This is a genomic window from Variovorax sp. Varisp85, assembly GCF_047304045.1.
In the GTDB taxonomy this organism is placed as follows: domain Bacteria; phylum Pseudomonadota; class Gammaproteobacteria; order Burkholderiales; family Burkholderiaceae_C; genus Variovorax.
Genome location: NZ_JBGLYN010000012.1, coordinates 86,027 through 102,673, shown reverse-complemented (window position 1 = coordinate 102,673; position 16,647 = coordinate 86,027). Strand labels below are relative to the sequence as shown.

The 16,647-nt window shown below is 68.0% G+C and carries 16 protein-coding genes; 14 read left to right on the top strand and 2 right to left on the bottom strand.

Annotation, left to right across the window (positions count from 1 at the left end):
• Positions 1-522, top strand: a 522-nt coding sequence (locus tag ACCC97_RS07480; RefSeq protein ID WP_413332018.1) for a thioredoxin family protein, incomplete at its 5' end; no start/stop codon positions are given.
• A 220-nt stretch (positions 523-742) separates the two neighbouring features.
• Here ACCC97_RS07480 and ACCC97_RS07475 read toward each other — a convergent pair.
• Entirely contained in the window at positions 743-1,486 is a 744-nt protein-coding gene (locus ACCC97_RS07475) for a response regulator (protein ID WP_184641902.1), read from the bottom strand.
• Positions 1,487-1,730: 244 nt separating this feature from the next.
• On the opposite strand from ACCC97_RS07475, the gene ACCC97_RS07470 reads away from it, so the two are divergent.
• The gene (locus tag ACCC97_RS07470) at positions 1,731-3,113 is read left to right on the top strand and encodes an ATP-binding protein (RefSeq protein ID WP_413332016.1); all 1,383 of its coding nucleotides are present in this window, start codon (positions 1,731-1,733) and stop codon (positions 3,111-3,113) included.
• A gap of 149 nt (positions 3,114-3,262) precedes the next feature.
• Positions 3,263-4,996: a cytochrome c biogenesis protein DipZ gene (locus ACCC97_RS07465; protein WP_413332014.1), complete on the top strand. Its 1,734-nt coding sequence runs from the start codon at positions 3,263-3,265 to the stop codon at positions 4,994-4,996.
• A 226-nt stretch (positions 4,997-5,222) separates the two neighbouring features.
• On the opposite strand, the gene ACCC97_RS07460 is transcribed toward ACCC97_RS07465, so the two are convergent.
• Positions 5,223-5,468, bottom strand: coding sequence for a hypothetical protein (locus tag ACCC97_RS07460; protein ID WP_007833025.1), 246 nt, complete (start codon positions 5,466-5,468; stop codon positions 5,223-5,225).
• Between the two features lie 263 nt (positions 5,469-5,731).
• Between ACCC97_RS07460 and ACCC97_RS07455 the strand changes: the two genes are divergently transcribed.
• From ACCC97_RS07455 to ACCC97_RS07405, 11 genes are all read left to right on the top strand, one after another.
• The gene (locus ACCC97_RS07455) at positions 5,732-6,106 is read left to right on the top strand and encodes a hypothetical protein (RefSeq protein ID WP_413332012.1); all 375 of its coding nucleotides are present in this window, start codon (positions 5,732-5,734) and stop codon (positions 6,104-6,106) included.
• Positions 6,107-6,316: 210 nt separating this feature from the next.
• Positions 6,317-7,654 (top strand): M20 metallopeptidase family protein, encoded by a 1,338-nt coding sequence (locus ACCC97_RS07450; protein ID WP_007833024.1) that lies wholly within the window; start codon positions 6,317-6,319, stop codon positions 7,652-7,654.
• Positions 7,655-7,810: 156 nt separating this feature from the next.
• Positions 7,811-9,466 (top strand): long-chain-fatty-acid--CoA ligase, encoded by a 1,656-nt coding sequence (locus ACCC97_RS07445; protein ID WP_413332010.1) that lies wholly within the window; start codon positions 7,811-7,813, stop codon positions 9,464-9,466.
• Between the two features lie 93 nt (positions 9,467-9,559).
• Entirely contained in the window at positions 9,560-10,789 is a 1,230-nt protein-coding gene (locus tag ACCC97_RS07440) for an ABC transporter substrate-binding protein (protein WP_413312714.1), read from the top strand.
• Positions 10,790-10,803: 14 nt separating this feature from the next.
• The gene (locus ACCC97_RS07435) at positions 10,804-11,691 is read left to right on the top strand and encodes an SMP-30/gluconolactonase/LRE family protein (RefSeq protein WP_413332008.1); all 888 of its coding nucleotides are present in this window, start codon (positions 10,804-10,806) and stop codon (positions 11,689-11,691) included.
• A 13-nt stretch (positions 11,692-11,704) separates the two neighbouring features.
• On the top strand, positions 11,705-12,457 hold the full coding sequence (locus ACCC97_RS07430) for an SDR family NAD(P)-dependent oxidoreductase (RefSeq protein ID WP_007833011.1): 753 nt from the start codon (positions 11,705-11,707) through the stop codon (positions 12,455-12,457).
• Between the two features lie 20 nt (positions 12,458-12,477).
• A complete protein-coding gene (locus tag ACCC97_RS07425; RefSeq protein WP_413312709.1) occupies positions 12,478-13,227 on the top strand; it encodes an ABC transporter ATP-binding protein in 750 nt (249 codons plus the stop codon).
• Positions 13,220-13,948 carry an ABC transporter ATP-binding protein gene (locus ACCC97_RS07420; RefSeq protein ID WP_413332005.1) on the top strand — a complete coding sequence of 243 codons (729 nt, stop codon included), beginning with the start codon at positions 13,220-13,222 and terminating at the stop codon, positions 13,946-13,948. The genes ACCC97_RS07425 and ACCC97_RS07420 overlap by 8 nt, the downstream gene beginning before the upstream one ends.
• Before the next feature lie 31 nt (positions 13,949-13,979).
• Entirely contained in the window at positions 13,980-14,861 is an 882-nt protein-coding gene (locus tag ACCC97_RS07415) for a branched-chain amino acid ABC transporter permease (RefSeq protein ID WP_413332004.1), read from the top strand.
• An 11-nt stretch (positions 14,862-14,872) separates the two neighbouring features.
• Positions 14,873-15,829: a branched-chain amino acid ABC transporter permease gene (locus ACCC97_RS07410; protein ID WP_007833003.1), complete on the top strand. Its 957-nt coding sequence runs from the start codon at positions 14,873-14,875 to the stop codon at positions 15,827-15,829.
• Between the two features lie 11 nt (positions 15,830-15,840).
• On the top strand, positions 15,841-16,632 hold the full coding sequence (locus ACCC97_RS07405) for an SDR family NAD(P)-dependent oxidoreductase (RefSeq protein WP_413332001.1): 792 nt from the start codon (positions 15,841-15,843) through the stop codon (positions 16,630-16,632).
• The last annotated feature ends 15 nt before the right edge of the window (positions 16,633-16,647 follow it).

The following is a 16,647-nucleotide window of genomic DNA, read 5'->3' as shown; positions in this document are numbered from 1 at the left end:
CCCCCCCCCCCCCCCCCCCCCCCCGCCGCCCCCGCCCCCCCCCCCGCGCCCCCCCCCCCCCCCCCGCCCGGCGAGGCCCTGCCCGCACCGGAATTCCAGAACATCGACAGCTGGCTCAATTCGCCGCCGCTGAAGCTGAGCGAGCTGCGCGGCAAGGTGGTGCTGGTCGACTTCTGGACCTACACCTGCATCAACTGCCTCAACCACCTGCCCTACGTGAAGGAGTGGAACGAGAAGTACAAAGACAAGGGCCTGGTCGTCGTGGGCGTTCACACGCCGGAGTTCGCGTACGAGAAATCGACGAAGAACGTGAAGGACGCCATCGCGCGTCTGCAGATCAAGCATGCCGTGGCGCAGGACAACAGCTACGGCACCTGGAAGGCCTTCAGGAACCAGTACTGGCCGGCCGTGTACCTGATCGACAAGCAGGGAAAGATCGTCTATTCGCACTTTGGCGAAGGCAGCTACGGCACTACCGAGAAGAAGATTCAGGCGCTGCTGGCTGAGCCTTCTGGGACTTGAGACGGCGCAGTAGTTCGGGGTGCGATCACGACGACAGGGGACCTTCGCGGAGGGGAGCGCCCGATGCCATTCGCACGCCCCCAAAACACAAGCAACCACAACACAAGACAAACAAGAGAAATGAACAAGCTCTGGTTCGCCCTCCTCTTCCTCGCAGGCGGCATCTCGCAGGAAATCCGCAACCCGGTGAACTGCCAATGCATCCCCGCCCGCACAGGCGTCAGTCGAGCGCCTCGACGGCCGACGAAAAGACGTAGCCCTCGCTGCGCACCGTCTTGATGTAGCGCGGCTCGCGTGCGTCGTCCCGCAGGCGCTGGCGCAGGCGGCTCACCAGCAGGTCGATGGAGCGCTCGAAGAGTTCCGCCTCGCGACCTTGGGTGAGGCTAAGCAGCTGGTCGCGGCTCAGCACCTTCTGGGGATGATCAAGAAACACCATCAGCAGCCGGTACTCCGCGCCGCTCAGCGCCACCATCACGCCGCTGTCGTCGATCAGGTTGCGCGCGGTGGTGTCGACCTGCCAGTCGCCGAAGGCCAGCTTCGAGGCCGACTCGGTGGAGCGCATGTTCGGCGGCAGCATGCGCGTGCGGCGCAGCACCGAGCGGATGCGCGCCAGCAGCTCGCGCGCGGAGAATGGCTTGGCAAGGTAGTCGTCGGCGCCCATCTCCAGCCCGAGGATGCGGTCGGCCTCCTCGCTGCGGGCTGTGAGCATCAGGATGGGCGTGGCCTTGTACTTGCCCGTGCGCAGGTCGCGGCACAGCGTGAGCCCGTCTTCGCCCGGCAGCATCAGGTCAAGAATGATCAGGTCGAAAGGTCCCGACTCCTCCAGCGCCGCGCGCATGTGCCGCCCCGTGGGTACCGTCACCACCCGCAGGCCGTTCTTGACCAGGTAGGTGGAGAGCAGTTCGCGGATTTCCCGGTCGTCGTCGACGATGAGGATGTGGTCGGAGGTCTTGGCAATGTTCATGGCAGTGCGGTGATGCGCCCACGGGGCGACGGGCAGGTGCAATGTAGCCCGGCCGGGCGCCGGATCGGGCGGTTTTGTATTCCCGTGTATCCCGCTGGCCGGAGGGCCACACTATGTTGCTCGGCGGGCCCAGTGGCTGCGGGCCCCGGACGGCGGGTAATGTTGTATGTCAGGCCACGCTGCCCAACACACTGGAATACAAAGCGCCGCGCCAAGAGGCGGGACCGGGTCTATAAACCCGTCCATGCCTACTTCCGCCGCCAGCCTTCCCGCCGACATCGCGCCGGCCTCCTGCGCCCCCATGGGCCTGCGCCGGCTGCTGCCGCGCTCGCTGTTCTCGCGGGTGACGCTGATCATCGTCGTCGGGCTGGCCATCGCACAGCTGCTGACCTTCATAGCCATCGGCTACGAGCGCGGCATCGCGATGCGCGAGCTGATGATGATCGGCATCGAGCGCGACATCGCCAGCTCGGTCGCCATCCTCGACCGGCTGCCGGCCGCCGAACGCGAGGGCTGGCTGGCGCGGCTGGAGCGGCGCAACTACCGCTTCGTGCTCGGCGGGAATGCGCAGGGCAAGGCGCCCGACACGCCGTCGTCGCAGCAGTTCGCGACCGCGATCGCCGACGCGATGCGCCCCTTCGAGATCGTGAAGATCGGGCAGGTGAGCAACCCGCCGCAGGGCCTGCAGATCCAGGTGCGGCTGTCGGACGGCTCCTCGGTGGTGGTGCATGCGCGGCGCGTGGACATGCCGGTGTCGAGCTGGGTGATGTGGCTGCTGTGGGTGCAGCTGCTGGTGCTGGCGGTGTGCGCCTGGTACGCGGTGCGGCTGGTCACCCGGCCGCTGGCGCAGCTGGCCGACGCGGCCGACGAGCTGGGCCCCGACCTGAAGGGCCGGCAACTGGCCGAAGAGGGGCCGACCGAGGTAAAGCACGCGGCGCGCGCCTTCAACGCGATGCAGAAGCGCATCGCCGGCTACATGGCCGAGCGGGTGGAAATACTCGCGGCCATCTCGCACGACCTGCAGACGCCCATCACCCGCATGCGGCTGCGCACCGACCTGATGGACGACGGCCATGACCGCGACAAGTTCCGCCAGGACCTCGACGCCATGCACACCCTGGTGCGCGAAGGCGTGACCTACGCGCGCACGCTGCACGGCGCCACCGAGCCGCCGCGCCGCATCGACGCCGACGCGCTGTTCGAGAGCATGGTGGCCGACTACGAGGACTCGGGCGAGCAGGTGCTGCTCGAAGGCCGCGTGGGCGAGCCCATGATGACGCGGCCGAACGCGCTGCGGCGCATCCTGACGAACCTGATCGACAACGCGCTGAAGTTCGGCACCGACGTGCGCCTGCAGGTGCATGCAGACGCCGGCAACCGGCTGACGCTGGCCGTGGTCGACAACGGCCCCGGCATTCCGACCGACCAGCTGGAGAACGTGCTCAAGCCCTTCTACCGCGTCGAGGGCTCGCGCAACCGCAGCACCGGCGGCACCGGGCTGGGCCTGGCCATTGCACAGCAGCTGGCGACGGCGATGGGCGCGGAGCTCACGTTGCGCAACCGGGACGAAGGCGGGCTGGAAGCCCGGCTGACCATGAATACCAACGCGGCCGCGCCACCGGACTGAGCCGGCTGCGCGGCAGCCGCCGCAGCAGCACCACCGACCGAAGAAGAAAGAGAAGAGCGGCTCGCATGGCGAGACCGTGAAGGGTCCCGCTCGCTCTCGACTTCCTGTTTAGCCCTTCATTGACAACATTCACCGACTGGAATCCGATCATGCTGCTCCTCATCGTTGCCTACCTCGGTGGCGTGCTCACCATCCTGAGCCCGTGCATCCTGCCCGTGCTCCCGTTCGTGTTCGCGCGCGCCGACCGGCCGTTCCGCTCGCACGGCCTTCCCATGCTGCTGGGGATGGCGCTGGCGTTCTCGGCCATTGCCACGCTCGCGGCCGTGGGCGGCGGCTGGGTCGTGGCGCTCAACCAGTACGGGCGCTATGCCGCGATTGCGATGCTCGCGGTATTCGGCGTGACGCTGCTGTTTCCGTCGGTGGCCGACCGGTTGAGCCGGCCGCTGGTGGCACTCGGCCTGAGGCTGGCGGGGCCAGCACCGGAAACAAGGGCGTCGGTGTTCTCGCCGCTCCTGCTGGGGGTTGGCACGGGGCTGCTGTGGGCGCCTTGCGCGGGGCCGATCCTCGGACTGATCCTGACGGGCGCGGCGCTCAACGGCGCAAGCATCGGCACCTCGCTGCTGCTGCTGGCCTACGCGGCGGGTGCGTGCACCTCGCTGGCGGCCGCGCTGCTCTTCGGCGGGCGGTTGTTCTCGGCGATGAAGGGCTCGCTGCGCACCGGCGAGTGGGTGCGGCGTGCAGCCGGCGTGGCCGTGCTCGCGGGTGTCGGCGCCATCGCGCTGGGGCTGGACACCGGGCTGCTCAGCCGCCTGTCGGTCGGCACCACTTCGGCCTTGGAGAAAGCACTTGTGGAGAAGATCGGCATGCCAATGCCAATCCCCGTGCCGTTGTCGCAACCTCGCGCACCGGCGCTGCCCGACGAAGGCGGCCTTCCTTCACTCGCGGGCGCCACCGAATGGCTGAACTCCGCCCCGCTGACCGCCGAGAGCCTGCGCGGCAAGGTGGTGCTGGTCGACTTCTGGACCTACTCGTGCATCAACTGCCTGCGCACCCTGCCCTACGTTCGTGCCTGGGCCGAGAAGTACAAGGATGCGGGACTGGTGGTCGTCGGCGTGCATGCGCCGGAGTTCGCGTTCGAGAAGCTGCCCGCCAACGTGCGCCGCGCGACGAAGGACCTGGGCATCGGTTTCCCCGTGGCCATCGACAGCGACTACGCGATCTGGCGCGCCTTCGGCAACCAGTACTGGCCGGCGTTCTACATCGTCGATGCGCAGGGGCGCATCCGGCATCACCAGTTCGGCGAGGGCCAGTATGCGAAGGCGGAACAGGTCATCCAGCAGTTGCTGGCGGAAGCGGGGCGGCCCGCCGTGCCGGCCGACCTGGTCTCGCCGCAAGGCCAGGGCACGCAGGCCGCGCCGGCCGAATTGCCGGCCCTGTCGGGCGAGACCTACCTGGGCTACGAGCGCGCGCACAACTTCGCTTCGCCCGGCGGCATATCGAACGACCATGCGCACGTCTATTCAGCGGCTGCGCCATCGCTGCGCACCAACCAATGGGCACTGGCAGGTGAATGGACGGTGGAGAGCGAACGCGCGGTGCTGGTCCGCGCCAACGGGCGCATCGCCTACCGCTTCCATGCACGCGACCTGCACCTCGTGCTCGGCCCGTCGGCCGATGGCAAGCCGGTGCGCTTCAGGGTGCTGGTCGACGGCAAGCCTCCGCTCGCGGACCACGGCGCCGATACCGATGCGCAGGGCAACGGCACCATCGACGGGCAGCGGCTGTACCAGCTGGTGCGCCAGGCGGCGAACGACAGGGAGCGCCTGTTCGAGATCGAATTCCTCGATGCCGGCGCACAGGCCTACGTGTTCACCTTCGGCTGAGTGCTTCGCGGCAGCGGGCGCGTGCCCGTTTCACAGGTGCTGAGCCACCAGCACCACGGCTCCGGCGATAGAGATGACGCCGCCAACGAACTTCCTGAATGCCTTCATGGCGTTCTCCTTCAATGAGGCTCCATGGTGCCGCGTGGCTGTGCGTTCGTGGGTTGGGAATTCTCATGTGCAGGATAGAAAAACCCAACCCGCAAGGCATTGCTCGGTCGTGCGGCATCTACGACCGGGCACTCGGCAAGAAAAGCCGCGCCCTCGCGAACTGGCTGGCGCGAAGCCTCACGCGCTCCACTGCCGCTTCCAGCGTGGGCTGCTGCATGAATACGAGCACTCCCTGCTTGAGCCCGCGAAGGCTCAGCTCGGCAACGCCGGCGTAGCGGCCGTTCGTGGTCCGCTGGATATCGATGCGGCTCGACCAGCCATCGGGCAGTTTGACGAGAAGCTGTAGCTGTTGTGTGACGCTCATGAGGGCGCCGAGGATAGGCGCCGCGACGTTGGCCCCCCAAGGAAATAGTTCCTTGGTATTCGAGATACTTCAAGGTTGGCATCGGGTGAATCTCCGGACCCATCCTCTTTGCAAACTGAGCAAGTTCAGTTCTGACAATCGTGAAATGCGTCCCTGTCTGGAGCTCGTCGCCTCCGATGGCATGGCCGAAGAGTCAACCGACATGCGGCGAGGACGTTGACAGCCACATGCACGTGTTTTCGTGTGACCCTTGAGGTGCAATCATGAAAAAAACCCTGATCCTGTTGGCTGCCGGAACTGTCTTCACCGCTTCGGTCTTTGCGCAGCAGCCACCGGCTGCAGCAGCAACGACGAGCCCCGCTCCCGCTGCAAAAATGGCACCAGCACCAGCACCAGCACCAGCACCGGCACCGGCCGCGGCGCCCGCGGCCGCAGCACCCGCAGCCGCAGCGCCCGCGGCCAAACCCGCAACGACCACCACGGCAGCAGCACCTGCCGCAGGCCAGGTCTGGGTCAACGGCAAGGTCTATCACTGCGCGACCGACAAGTACTTCGGCAAGACGAAGCATGGCTCGTACATGTCGGAGGCCGACGCGAAGGCCAAGGGCGCTCACGCAGCCCACGGCAAGGCCTGCTGAACGTCGCAATGCCGGGGCGCGGGCTGCTTCGCGCTCGTGCCCCGGCGAAAACCCACGAGCAGACAGCGGCCTGCTGCTCCCCTCGCTTTCCCCCGCTCCCTTCGTTGTGGCTATCGGCCGAAACTGCTAGCATCAATTAACTTACCGGCCGGCATGTAAAACAAATCTCCAGCCTCGGCGGCCCGTGGCGCACCACAACAAGGCACCCCCATGCGACTCTTCAAACAAACCCTGTGTGCGGCCGCGATGGGCATCGTGTCGGCCATGGCTTCGGCGGCGACGCCGCAACCCTTGCTCGATCGTGCGCTCGCCCTGTCCGATGCCGCGGAGCCCAACGTGATCGCATGGCGCCGGCATATCCACCAGCACCCCGAGCTGGCCTACGAAGAGGTCGAGACGGCCAGGTACATCGCGGCAGTCCTGGCGAAGATTCCCGGCATCGAAGTGCAGACCGGCATCGCCGGAACCGGTATCAAGGCGGTGCTTCGCGGCGGCAAGCCCGGCCCGGTGGTGGCGCTGCGCGCCGACATGGATGCCCTTCCCGTCGAGGAGCGCAACGACCTGCCGTTCCGCTCGAAGGCCAAGGCCGTGTGGCGTGGCCAGGAGGTGTCGGTGGCGCACGTCTGCGGCCACGACACCCACGTGGCGATGCTGCTGGGCGCGGCGCAGGCGTTCTCGGCCATGCGCGCCGAATTGCCCGGCACGGTGGTGTTCCTGTTCCAGCCGGCGGAGGAGATCGGCCCCGGCGACCGCCCGAGCGGCGCGCTGGCCATGGTCAAGGCGGGCGTGCTCGACGACCCCAAGGTTGACGTGGTGCTGGGCCAGCACATCGGCTCGCAGTCGCCCAAGGGTTCGATCTCCTACCGGTCGGGCGCGATGCTTGCCAGCATCGACGTGTTCAACATCAAGCTCAGCGGTGCGGGCGGACACGGCGCCGCGCCCTGGGCCGCCAACTCGCCGATGCTGGCGGCGGCGGAGATCACGCTGGGCCTGCAGAACATCGTGAGCCATCGCACCAACCCGACCATTGACGGCGGCGCCACCGTGGTCACGGTGGGCATGCTGCAAAGCGGCAACCGCTTCAACATCCTGCCCGAGACCGCCGAACTCTCCGGCACGGTGCGCGCGCTGTCGGCGCAGAACCAGAAGACGGCCCACGAGCAGATCCGCATGAAGGCCGAGCACATCGCAGCCAGCTATGGCGTGAAGGCCGACGTGCGCATCGACACCGGCGGCGGCTATGGCGTGCTGGTCAACGACGTACCGTCCACCCTGGCGCTGGTCGATGGCCTGAAGGCCGCAGCGGGCAAGGACAAGGTCGCGGAAATCCTGCCGTCGATGGGCTCCGAGGACTTCGGCGCGTTCGGCGCCACGGGCATCCCGGTGGTCTTCTGGATCCTCAACGCCTCGCCCTATCCGGACCGCGCGGGTCCGACGAACCACTCGCCGCTGTTCACCATCGACGAGTCGGCCATGCGCATCGGCGTGCGCGCGCTGACCAGCGCAACCCTCGCCCAGATGACGCGTGCCAACGGCACGTCGCCTTGAAGACAGCCAACGGCTGATCCCCGGGTTTCCCCCGACCCACCCGCGTTGTGGCTGTCAGCCAAAACTGCTAGCATGAATTAACTTACCGGCCGGCATGTAAAAACAAGCATCGAGACCGGCGGCCGAGACCACAGAACCAGAGACACGAGACAACGAATGAACGCCCTGATGCAAGACAACGCGCTGCTGATTTCCAGCCTGCTGGAACACGCGGCCCGCCATCATCCGGACGTCGAGATCGTCTCGCACCTCGACATGCGGACCTGCGTGCGAACCACCTGGCGCAAGGTGGCGCTGCGCGCGGCCAGGCTCGCCTCCGCCCTGCGGACGCTTGGCATCCAGCCCGGCGCACGCGTCGCGACGCTGGCCTGGAACACGCACCGGCACCTCGAGCTCTACTACGCCGCCTCGGGCATGGGCGCGGTGCTCCACACCGTGAACCCGCGGCTCTTTCCCGAGCAGATCGGCTACATCGTCAACCACGCGGCCGACGAGTTGGTCTTCTTCGACCTGGGCTTTGCGCCGCTGCTCGAGCAGGTCGCACCGCAGCTGAAATCGGTCAAGGGATTCGTGGCGATGTGTTCGCGCGCGGAGCTGCCTGCGCTGAACCTGCCCGGCCCCCTGCTGTGCTACGAAGACCTCGTGGCCGATGCCGAGCCACTCGCCGAATGGCCCTCGCTCGACGAGAACACCGCCTCGTCGCTGTGCTACACCTCCGGCACCACGGGCAACCCCAAGGGCGTGCTCTACAGCCACCGTTCGACGGTGCTGCACTCGTGGGCCGCCTGTGCCGCCGATGGCCTGCAGCTGTGCGCGCGCGACAGCGTGCTGCTCGCGGTGCCGATGTTCCATGTGAACGCCTGGGGCATTCCCTACGCGGCGGCCATGTGCGGCGCCAAGCTGGTGCTGCCGGGCCCGGACCTCGGCGGCGAGCGCCTCTTCAACCTGATGCGTGACGAGCGCTGTACCTTCTCGCTCGGTGTACCGACCGTGTGGCTGGGCTTCTTCCAGCACGCGGAGAAGCTCGATGCGGCTGCGCGCGCCGGCCTGTGCCTCGAGCGCGTCGTGGTCGGCGGCTCCGCCGCGCCGCGCGCCATCGTCGAGAAGTTCGAGCACCTGTTCGGCGCCTACGTGATCCAGGCCTGGGGCATGACCGAGACCAGCCCGCTGGCCACCATCTGCAACCTGCTGCCGCGCCACGACGGCATTCCCCTGGAAGAGCGCTTCGACGTGCAGACCCGCCAGGGACGCGCCATCTTCGGCGTGGAGATCGCGGTGTTCGACGCCGAAGGCCGCCGGCTGCCCGCCGACGACCACACGCCCGGGGAACTGAAGGTGCGCGGTCCCTGGGTCGTGTCGGCCTACTACGGCCAGGAGCCCGGCGCCGAGCTCGACGCGAACGGCTGGTTCGCCACCGGCGACGTCGCGCTGATCGACAAGGACGGCTACGTGCAGATCACTGATCGCTCGAAGGACGTGATCAAGTCGGGCGGCGAATGGATCTCCTCCATCGACCTCGAGAACCTCGCGGTCGGCCATCCCAAGGTGAAGGAAGCCGCAGTGATCGGCGCGTACCACAGCAAGTGGCAGGAGCGCCCGTTGCTGATCGTGGTACCGAACGAAGGCGCAGAGGTCACGGCTGCGGAGATCCTCGACTTCATGCAGGACCGCGTGGCCCGCTGGTGGATGCCCGACGACGTGGTCTTCGTCGACGAACTGCCCCACACCGCCACCGGCAAGCTGTTGAAGACACGGCTGCGCGAGCAGTTCCAGGGCCACCGGCTGCCGACCGACGCGGCCGTTGCCGACTGAGGTTCGGGCGCCCCCCAAACGCGCCCCCGACGCCCGCCGGTGCTGCGGCCGAGTTCACGCGACAGCAACCCTGAAAACAATGGAGAGACAAGCATGCAACATCGATTCCGGCTCGCGGCCTCTGCGGCCATCCTTCTCGCCTGCGCGGCGGCTGCTGCGCAAGGCACCCCGAACACCATCAGCGACGACGTCGTGCGCATCGGCGTCATGGCCGACCAAACCGGCCCCTACTCGGGCAATGGCGGCCCCGGCTCTTCGCTGGCCGTGAAGATGGCGGTCGAGGACTTCGGCGGCAAAGTGCTCGGCAAGCCCGTCGAGGTGCTGGTGGCCGACGACCAGAACAAGCCCGACGTGGGCCTGAACATCGCGCGCAAATGGCTGGACACCGAGAAGGTCGATACCATCGTCGGCGGCTCGGCCTCGTCGATCGCGCTGGGCGTCTCGTCGCTGCTCAAGGAGCGCAAGAAGCCGTACCTGATTGCCGGCACGGTGAGCGCGGAGCTCACCAACAAGTCGTGCTCGCCGATGAACTTCCAGTTCCTCACGGACACCTATGCGCTGCCCAAGGCGGGCGTGCAAAGCCTGATGAAGCAAGGCGTGAAGAGCTTCTACTTCATCACCGTGGACTACGCCTTCGGCCAGGCCTTCCAGGACGACGCCACCAAGTTCATCCAGGCCGCCGGCGGCAAGGTGGTGGGCTCGGTCAAGCATCCGCTGGGCGCCACCGATTTCTCGTCGTACCTGCTACAGGCGCAGTCCAGCGGCGCGCAGGCCATCGTCATCCTCAACGCCGGCCTCGACCTGTCGAACGCGTTGAAGCAGGCGGCCGAGTACAAGCTCACGCGCAACGGCCAGATGGTGTCGGTGTTCGGCATGACCATCAACAGCGTGTCGGCCATGGGCCTGGACGTGGCCCAGGGCCTGCAGCTCACGGTGCCGTTCTACTGGGACCGCGACGACGCCTCGCGCGAATGGTCAAAGCGCTTCATGGCGCGCAACAAGGGCGTGGTGCCAACCTATATTCACGCTGGCGCCTACAGCGCGACCATGCACTACCTGAATGCGGTCAAGGCCGCCGGCACCGACGACGGCGCCACGGTCGCGGCGAAGATGAAGGCCACGCCGATCAACGATTTTTTCTCGAAGGACGTCAAGATCCGCGAGGACGGCCAGGCGCTGCGCCCGGTGTATGCCGTGCAGGTGAAGAAGCCGGCCGAGTCGAAGGGTGCGAACGACTACTACGCGGTGCGCGCCGAGATCCCGCCCGAACAGACCTGGCGTCCGCTGGCCGAGAGCAGCTGCGACTTCATCAAGGGCAAGTGAGCGGTACGGTGGGCATGCAGATCGACATCCTCGAGCCCCGGCGCGACCTGCTCGGCGAATGCCCGCTGTGGGACGCGCGAAGCCAGTCGCTCTACTGGATCGACGGCCGCGCGCAACGCGTGCGCCGCCACACGCCCGCCACCGGCGCCAGCGCCGAGTGGCATGCGCCGCAGCACATCGGCTCGATCGCGCTGTGCGAGAGCGGCCGCCTGCTGCTGGCGCTGGAACACGACTTCTGGCTGCTCGACCCCGACAGTGGCGCGATCGTGCCCATGGACGCGGGCGTCACGCATGCGGCCGATCGCATGCGCCTGAACGACGGCCGCACCGACCGCGCCGGCCGCTTCGTCGTCGGCTCGATGACCCTGGGCCGCGCCGAGCCCGAAGGCGCGCTTTACCAATTGACGGCCGGCGGGGCAGTGAAGACGCTGGACACCGGCATCGCGGTTGCCAATGCCACCTGCTTCAGCCCGGACGGCCGCTGGCTCTACTTCGCGGACAGCCACACGCACCAGATCCGCCGCTATCCCTACGACACGGCCACCGGCGCAGCCGGCGCGAGCGAAGTGCTGGTCGATACCCAGGCACTCGGCTCGGTGCCCGACGGCGCCACCGTCGATGCCGAAGGCCACCTGTGGGTGGCGCTGGTGCAGGCCGGCCAGCTCGCGCGCTTCACGCCCGAAGGCCGGCTCGAGCGCACCATCCAGCTGCCGGTGACCTACGTCTCCTGCCCCTGCTTCGGCGGCCCCGCGCTCGACGTGATCTACCTCACGTCGATCAGCAACAGCGGCAACCTGCTGCGCAGCGACCATCCGGACGCGGGCGCGGTGTTCGCCATCCATGGTGTCGGCGTGCGCGGGCTCGAGGAGTCCCGCTTCGCCGACCTCCCTCCCCGCATCTGACAAGGCAGACAACATGACACGACGTTTCGAAGGCAAGGTGGCGCTGGTCACCGGCGGTGCACGCGGCATCGGCCGCGCCATCTCGGACGCCCTGGCGGCCGAAGGCGCCGTGGTGGGCGTGCTCGACCGGCAGGAAGACCTGGCGCGCGAGGCCGCCGAATCCATCAAGGCCCAAGGCGGCCACGCCGTGGCCTTCGGTGGCGACGTGGCGCGCCGCGACACCTTCGCCCAGTCCATTCCGGCGCTGAAGCAGCAGTTCGGCCGCTTCGACATCCTGGTCAACAACGCGATCTGGGTGCGCTACGGCCCCATCGAGGCCATCACGCCCGAGATGCTCGAGCGCATGGTCGGCACCGGCTTCAACTCGGTGGCCTGGGGCATCCAGGTCGCGGCCGAGGCCATGGGCGAAGGCGGCAGCATCGTCAACATCGCCTCGTCGGCGGCCTACCTCGGCCTGCCCGAGGGCATGCTGTACTGCGGCGTGAAGGCGGGCGTGCTGGGCCTCACGCGCTCGGCAGCGGTCGACCTCGGGCCGCGCGGCATCCGCGTCAACGCGATCTGCCCGGGCTCGATCGAGACCGAAGGCGTGAAGATCAACCTGACACCCGAAAAGACCAAGATCCGCCTGGCCAAGACGCCGATGAAGCGGCTCGGCGCGGTGGACGACGTGGCCAAGGCCGCCTGCTTCCTCGCCTCGTCCGACAGCAGCTTCATCACCGGCGAATCGCTGCTGGTCGACGGCGGCGTGACGCACGCCTTTCTCTGAACACCGGGCCCGCCCACGCCATGGACACCATCCTCGAAGCGCACCAGCTCAGCCGGCAGTTCAGCGGCTTCTTCGCCGTGAAGAACGTCGACCTGCGCGTGCGCCGGCATTCCGTACATGCGCTGATCGGCCCCAATGGCGCGGGCAAGACCACCTGCTTCAATCTGCTGACCACCTTCCTGCGGCCCAGCGCCGGGCGCGTGACCTTCAACGGCCGCGACATCTCTCGCAGCGACCCGGCCTCGGTGGCCATGGCCGGCCTGGTGCGCTCGTTCCAGATCTCGGCCGTGTTCGGCCAGATGACGGTGCTGGAGAACGTGCGCGTCGCGCTGCAGAAAAAGGCCGGCGGCAGCTTCGCCTTCTGGCGCAACGTGCGCGTGCTGCGCAGCCTGGACGCGCGCGCCATGGAGCTGCTGGAGCGCGTGGGCCTCGCGCACTGGCGCGACACGATGGCCGGCGAACTGCCCTATGGCCGCAAGCGCGCACTGGAGCTCGCCACCACCATCGCGATGGACCCCGAGATGATCCTGCTCGACGAGCCCATGGCCGGCCTCGGCCACGAGGACATCGGCCCCGTGGTCGAGCTGATCCGCGATGCGGCCAAGGGTCGCACCGTGCTGATGGTCGAGCACAACATGAAGGTCATCGAGGCGCTGTGCGACCGCGTGACCGTGCTGCAGGCCGGCCAGGTGCTGGCCGAAGGCAGTTACGACGAGGTGTCGCGCGACGCCCGCGTGATCGAAGCCTATGTGGGGGGCGCGCATGCCTGAGACCCTGGAAGCGGCGGCCACCACCGCCATGCTGCGCGTGGACGGCCTGCGCGGCTGGTACGGCGAAACACTGGCGCTGCAGGGCATCGACCTGGAAGTGCATGAAGGCGAAGTGGTCTGCCTGCTCGGGCGCAACGGCGCCGGCAAGACCACCACGCTGCGCGCCATCATGGGTCTGCTCGGGCGGCGCGAAGGACAGATCCGCATCGGCTCGACCCCGTCCATCGGCCTGCAGCCCGAAGCCATTGCGCGGCTCGGGCTGGCCTACTGCCCCGAGGAGCGCGGCATCTTCGCCAGCCTCACGACGCAAGAGAACCTGATGCTGCCGCCGGTGCTGCGCCCGGGCGGCCTGAGCGTGGACGAGATCTACACGCTGTTCCCCAACCTGCTGCAGCGCCGCCACAGCCCAGGCACGCGGCTGTCGGGCGGCGAGCAGCAGATGCTGGCCATCGCACGCATCCTGCGCACCGGCGCGCGGCTGCTGCTGCTCGACGAGCCGACCGAAGGCCTCGCGCCCGTGATCGTCGAGCGCATCGGCCAGACCATCGGCATGCTGCGCGAGCGCGGCTTCACCGTGCTGATGGTGGAGCAGAACTTCCGCTTCGCATCCACCCTGGCCGATCGCTTCTACGTGATCGAAGAAGGCCAGGTCGCGGCGCACTTCCGCCGCGACGAGCTGGACGCCCAGCGCAGCCGCATCGAGTCCCTGCTGGGGCTCTGAGCAAAGCAACCAACGCAGGACACACCACAAGATGGACGGGCTACTCGGAATTCCCCCGGCGGCACTGATCGGGCAGCTGATGGTCGGACTCATCAACGGCGCCTTCTACGCGCTGATGAGCCTGGGGCTGTCGATCATCTTCGGGCTGCTGCACGTGGTGAACTTCGCGCACGGCGCGCAGTACATGCTGGGCGCCTTCGTCACCTGGGGGCTGCTGGAGTACCTGGGCATCGGCTACTGGGGCGCGATCGTCATCGCGCCGCTGGTGGTGGCGGCCTTCGGGCTGCTGTTCGAGCGCTGGATGCTGCGGCGCCTGTACACGCTGGACCATGTCTACGCGCTGCTGCTGACCTTCGGCGTCGCCTTGCTCATGGAGGGCGCGTTCCGCCTGCAGTTCGGCGTGAGCGGTCAGCCCTACCCCAACCCGCTGTCGGGCGGCCTGGACGTGGGCGTCACCTTCCTGCCGATGTACCGCGTGTGGGTCATCGTGGCCGCGCTGGCAGTGTGCATGGGCACCTGGTTCTTCATCGAGAAGACGAAGCTCGGCGCCTACCTGCGCGCCGCCAACGAGAACGCACCGCTGGTGCGCACCTTCGGCATCAACGTGCCGCGCATGCTGATGCTGACCTACGGCCTCGGCGTGGGCCTGGCCGGCCTCAGCGGCGTGATGGCCGCGCCCATCTACCAGGTGAGCCCGCTGATGGGTTCGAACCTGATCATCGTGGTGTTCGCGGTGGTGGTGATCGGCGGCATGGGCTCGATCCTCGGCTCCATCGTCACGGGCTTCGGCCTCGGCGCGATCGAAGGGCTCACCAAGATCTTCTATCCGGACGGTGCCGGCGTCGTCATCTTCGTCGTGATGATCCTGGTCCTCGCGGTCCGCCCCCACGGCCTGTTCGGCCGCGCCTACTGAAGAAAGCCGACATGGACGCTCTCCACCGCCGCACGAACATCGCATTGCTGGCAGCCGCCCTGGCGGCGCTCGCCATCGCGCCCTTCGCGGTCTATCCGATGTTCCTCATGAAGCTGATGTGCTTCGCGCTGCTCGCCGCCTCGGTCAACCTGCTGGTGGGCTATGTGGGCCTGCTGTCCTTCGGCCACGCCATGTTCTACGGCACCGCGGGCTACGTCACGGCGCACGCGGTCAAGGTCTGGGGCTGGGACGGCATGGCGGGCATCCTCGCGGGCGTGGCCACGGCGGCGCTCGTCGGGCTGGTCACGGGCCTGCTGGCCATTCGCCGCCAGGGCATCTACTTCTCGATGATCACGCTGGCTTTCGCGCAGTTGGTGTACTTCATTGCGCTGCGCATGCCCTTCACCGGCGGGGAAGACGGCATCCAGGAGATCGCGCGCCCGATGGTGCTGGGCCTGTTCTCGCTGCAGAACACCCTGGTGCTCTACTACTTCGTCGCGGCGCTGATCGTGTTCGGCTTCTGGCTGATCTACCGCGTGGTGCATTCGCCCTTCGGCCAGATCCTTCGCGCCATCCGCGACAACGAGCCGCGCGCCCAATCGCTCGGCTACCGCGTCAACCGCTACAAGCTGCTGGCCTTCGTGCTGTCGGCCGGGCTGGCGGGGCTGGCCGGTTCGCTCAAGGTGCTGGTGTTCCAGCTCGCCTCGCTGACCGACGTGCACTGGGCCACCTCGGGCGAAGCGCTGCTGATTTGCATCGTCGGCGGCATGCACACGCTGCTCGGGCCGGTCGTCGGCTCGATCGTCATCGTGTCGATGGAGAACTACCTCGCCTCGTTCGCCGAATGGGTGCTGATCATCCAGGGCGTCGTTTTCGTGCTGGTCGTCATGCTGTTCCGCAAGGGCATCGTCGGCCAGTTCCATTCGCATCTCGCCGCGCGCCGGCAGCGCCGCGCTGCGGCTTCCTGAGGAGCATGCCCATGGCAGCCCACGACCTTCCCTCCACCTGGCCGGCCACGCCCGGCCTGCTTTCCGGCCGGCTGGCGCTGGTGACCGGCGCCGCCAGCGGCATCGGCCGCGCTATCGCAACGGCCTATGCCCAGGCGGGCGCGCGCGTCGTCGTGACCGACCTGAGCAGCGATCGCTGCGCCGAAACACTGGCGGCCGTGCGCGCCGCCGGCGTCGAGGGCTGGGCCTACGCGCTCGATGTGTCCGATGCCCAGGCCTGCGCCGCGCTGGCCGAGGCGGTGCACGACACCGCGGGCGACATCGACACGCTGGTCAACAACGCCGGCGTGATCATCCGCGAAGGCATCGACAGCCCGCGTGCGCAGGAGAACCTGCACCGCACGATGGACGTGAACCTGTTCGGCGTATTCAACACCGTGCATGCGTGGCTGCCGGCCTTGCGGCGCACGCGGGGCTGCATCCTCAACGTGGCCTCGGGGGCCGCGTTCATCGCCCAGGGCGGCGCGCTGGGCTACTCGGCCTCCAAGGCCGCGGTGAAGATGTTCACGCAGACGCTGGCGCTCGACCTTGCGCCGGACGGCATCCGCGTCAACGCGCTCGCGCCCGGCGTGATCGAAACGCCCATGACCGAGGCCACGCGCGCCGATCCGGCGCGGCTGGGCCGCTTCATGCAGCGCATTCCGGCCGGCCGGCTGGGCCAGCCGCACGAGCTCGCGGGGCCCGCGGTGTTCCTGGCCTCCGGGCTGGCGAGTTTCGTCAACGGCGTCACCTTGCCGGTGGACGGCGGCACGCTGGCCGTGTAAGGCCCCGGGACCCGC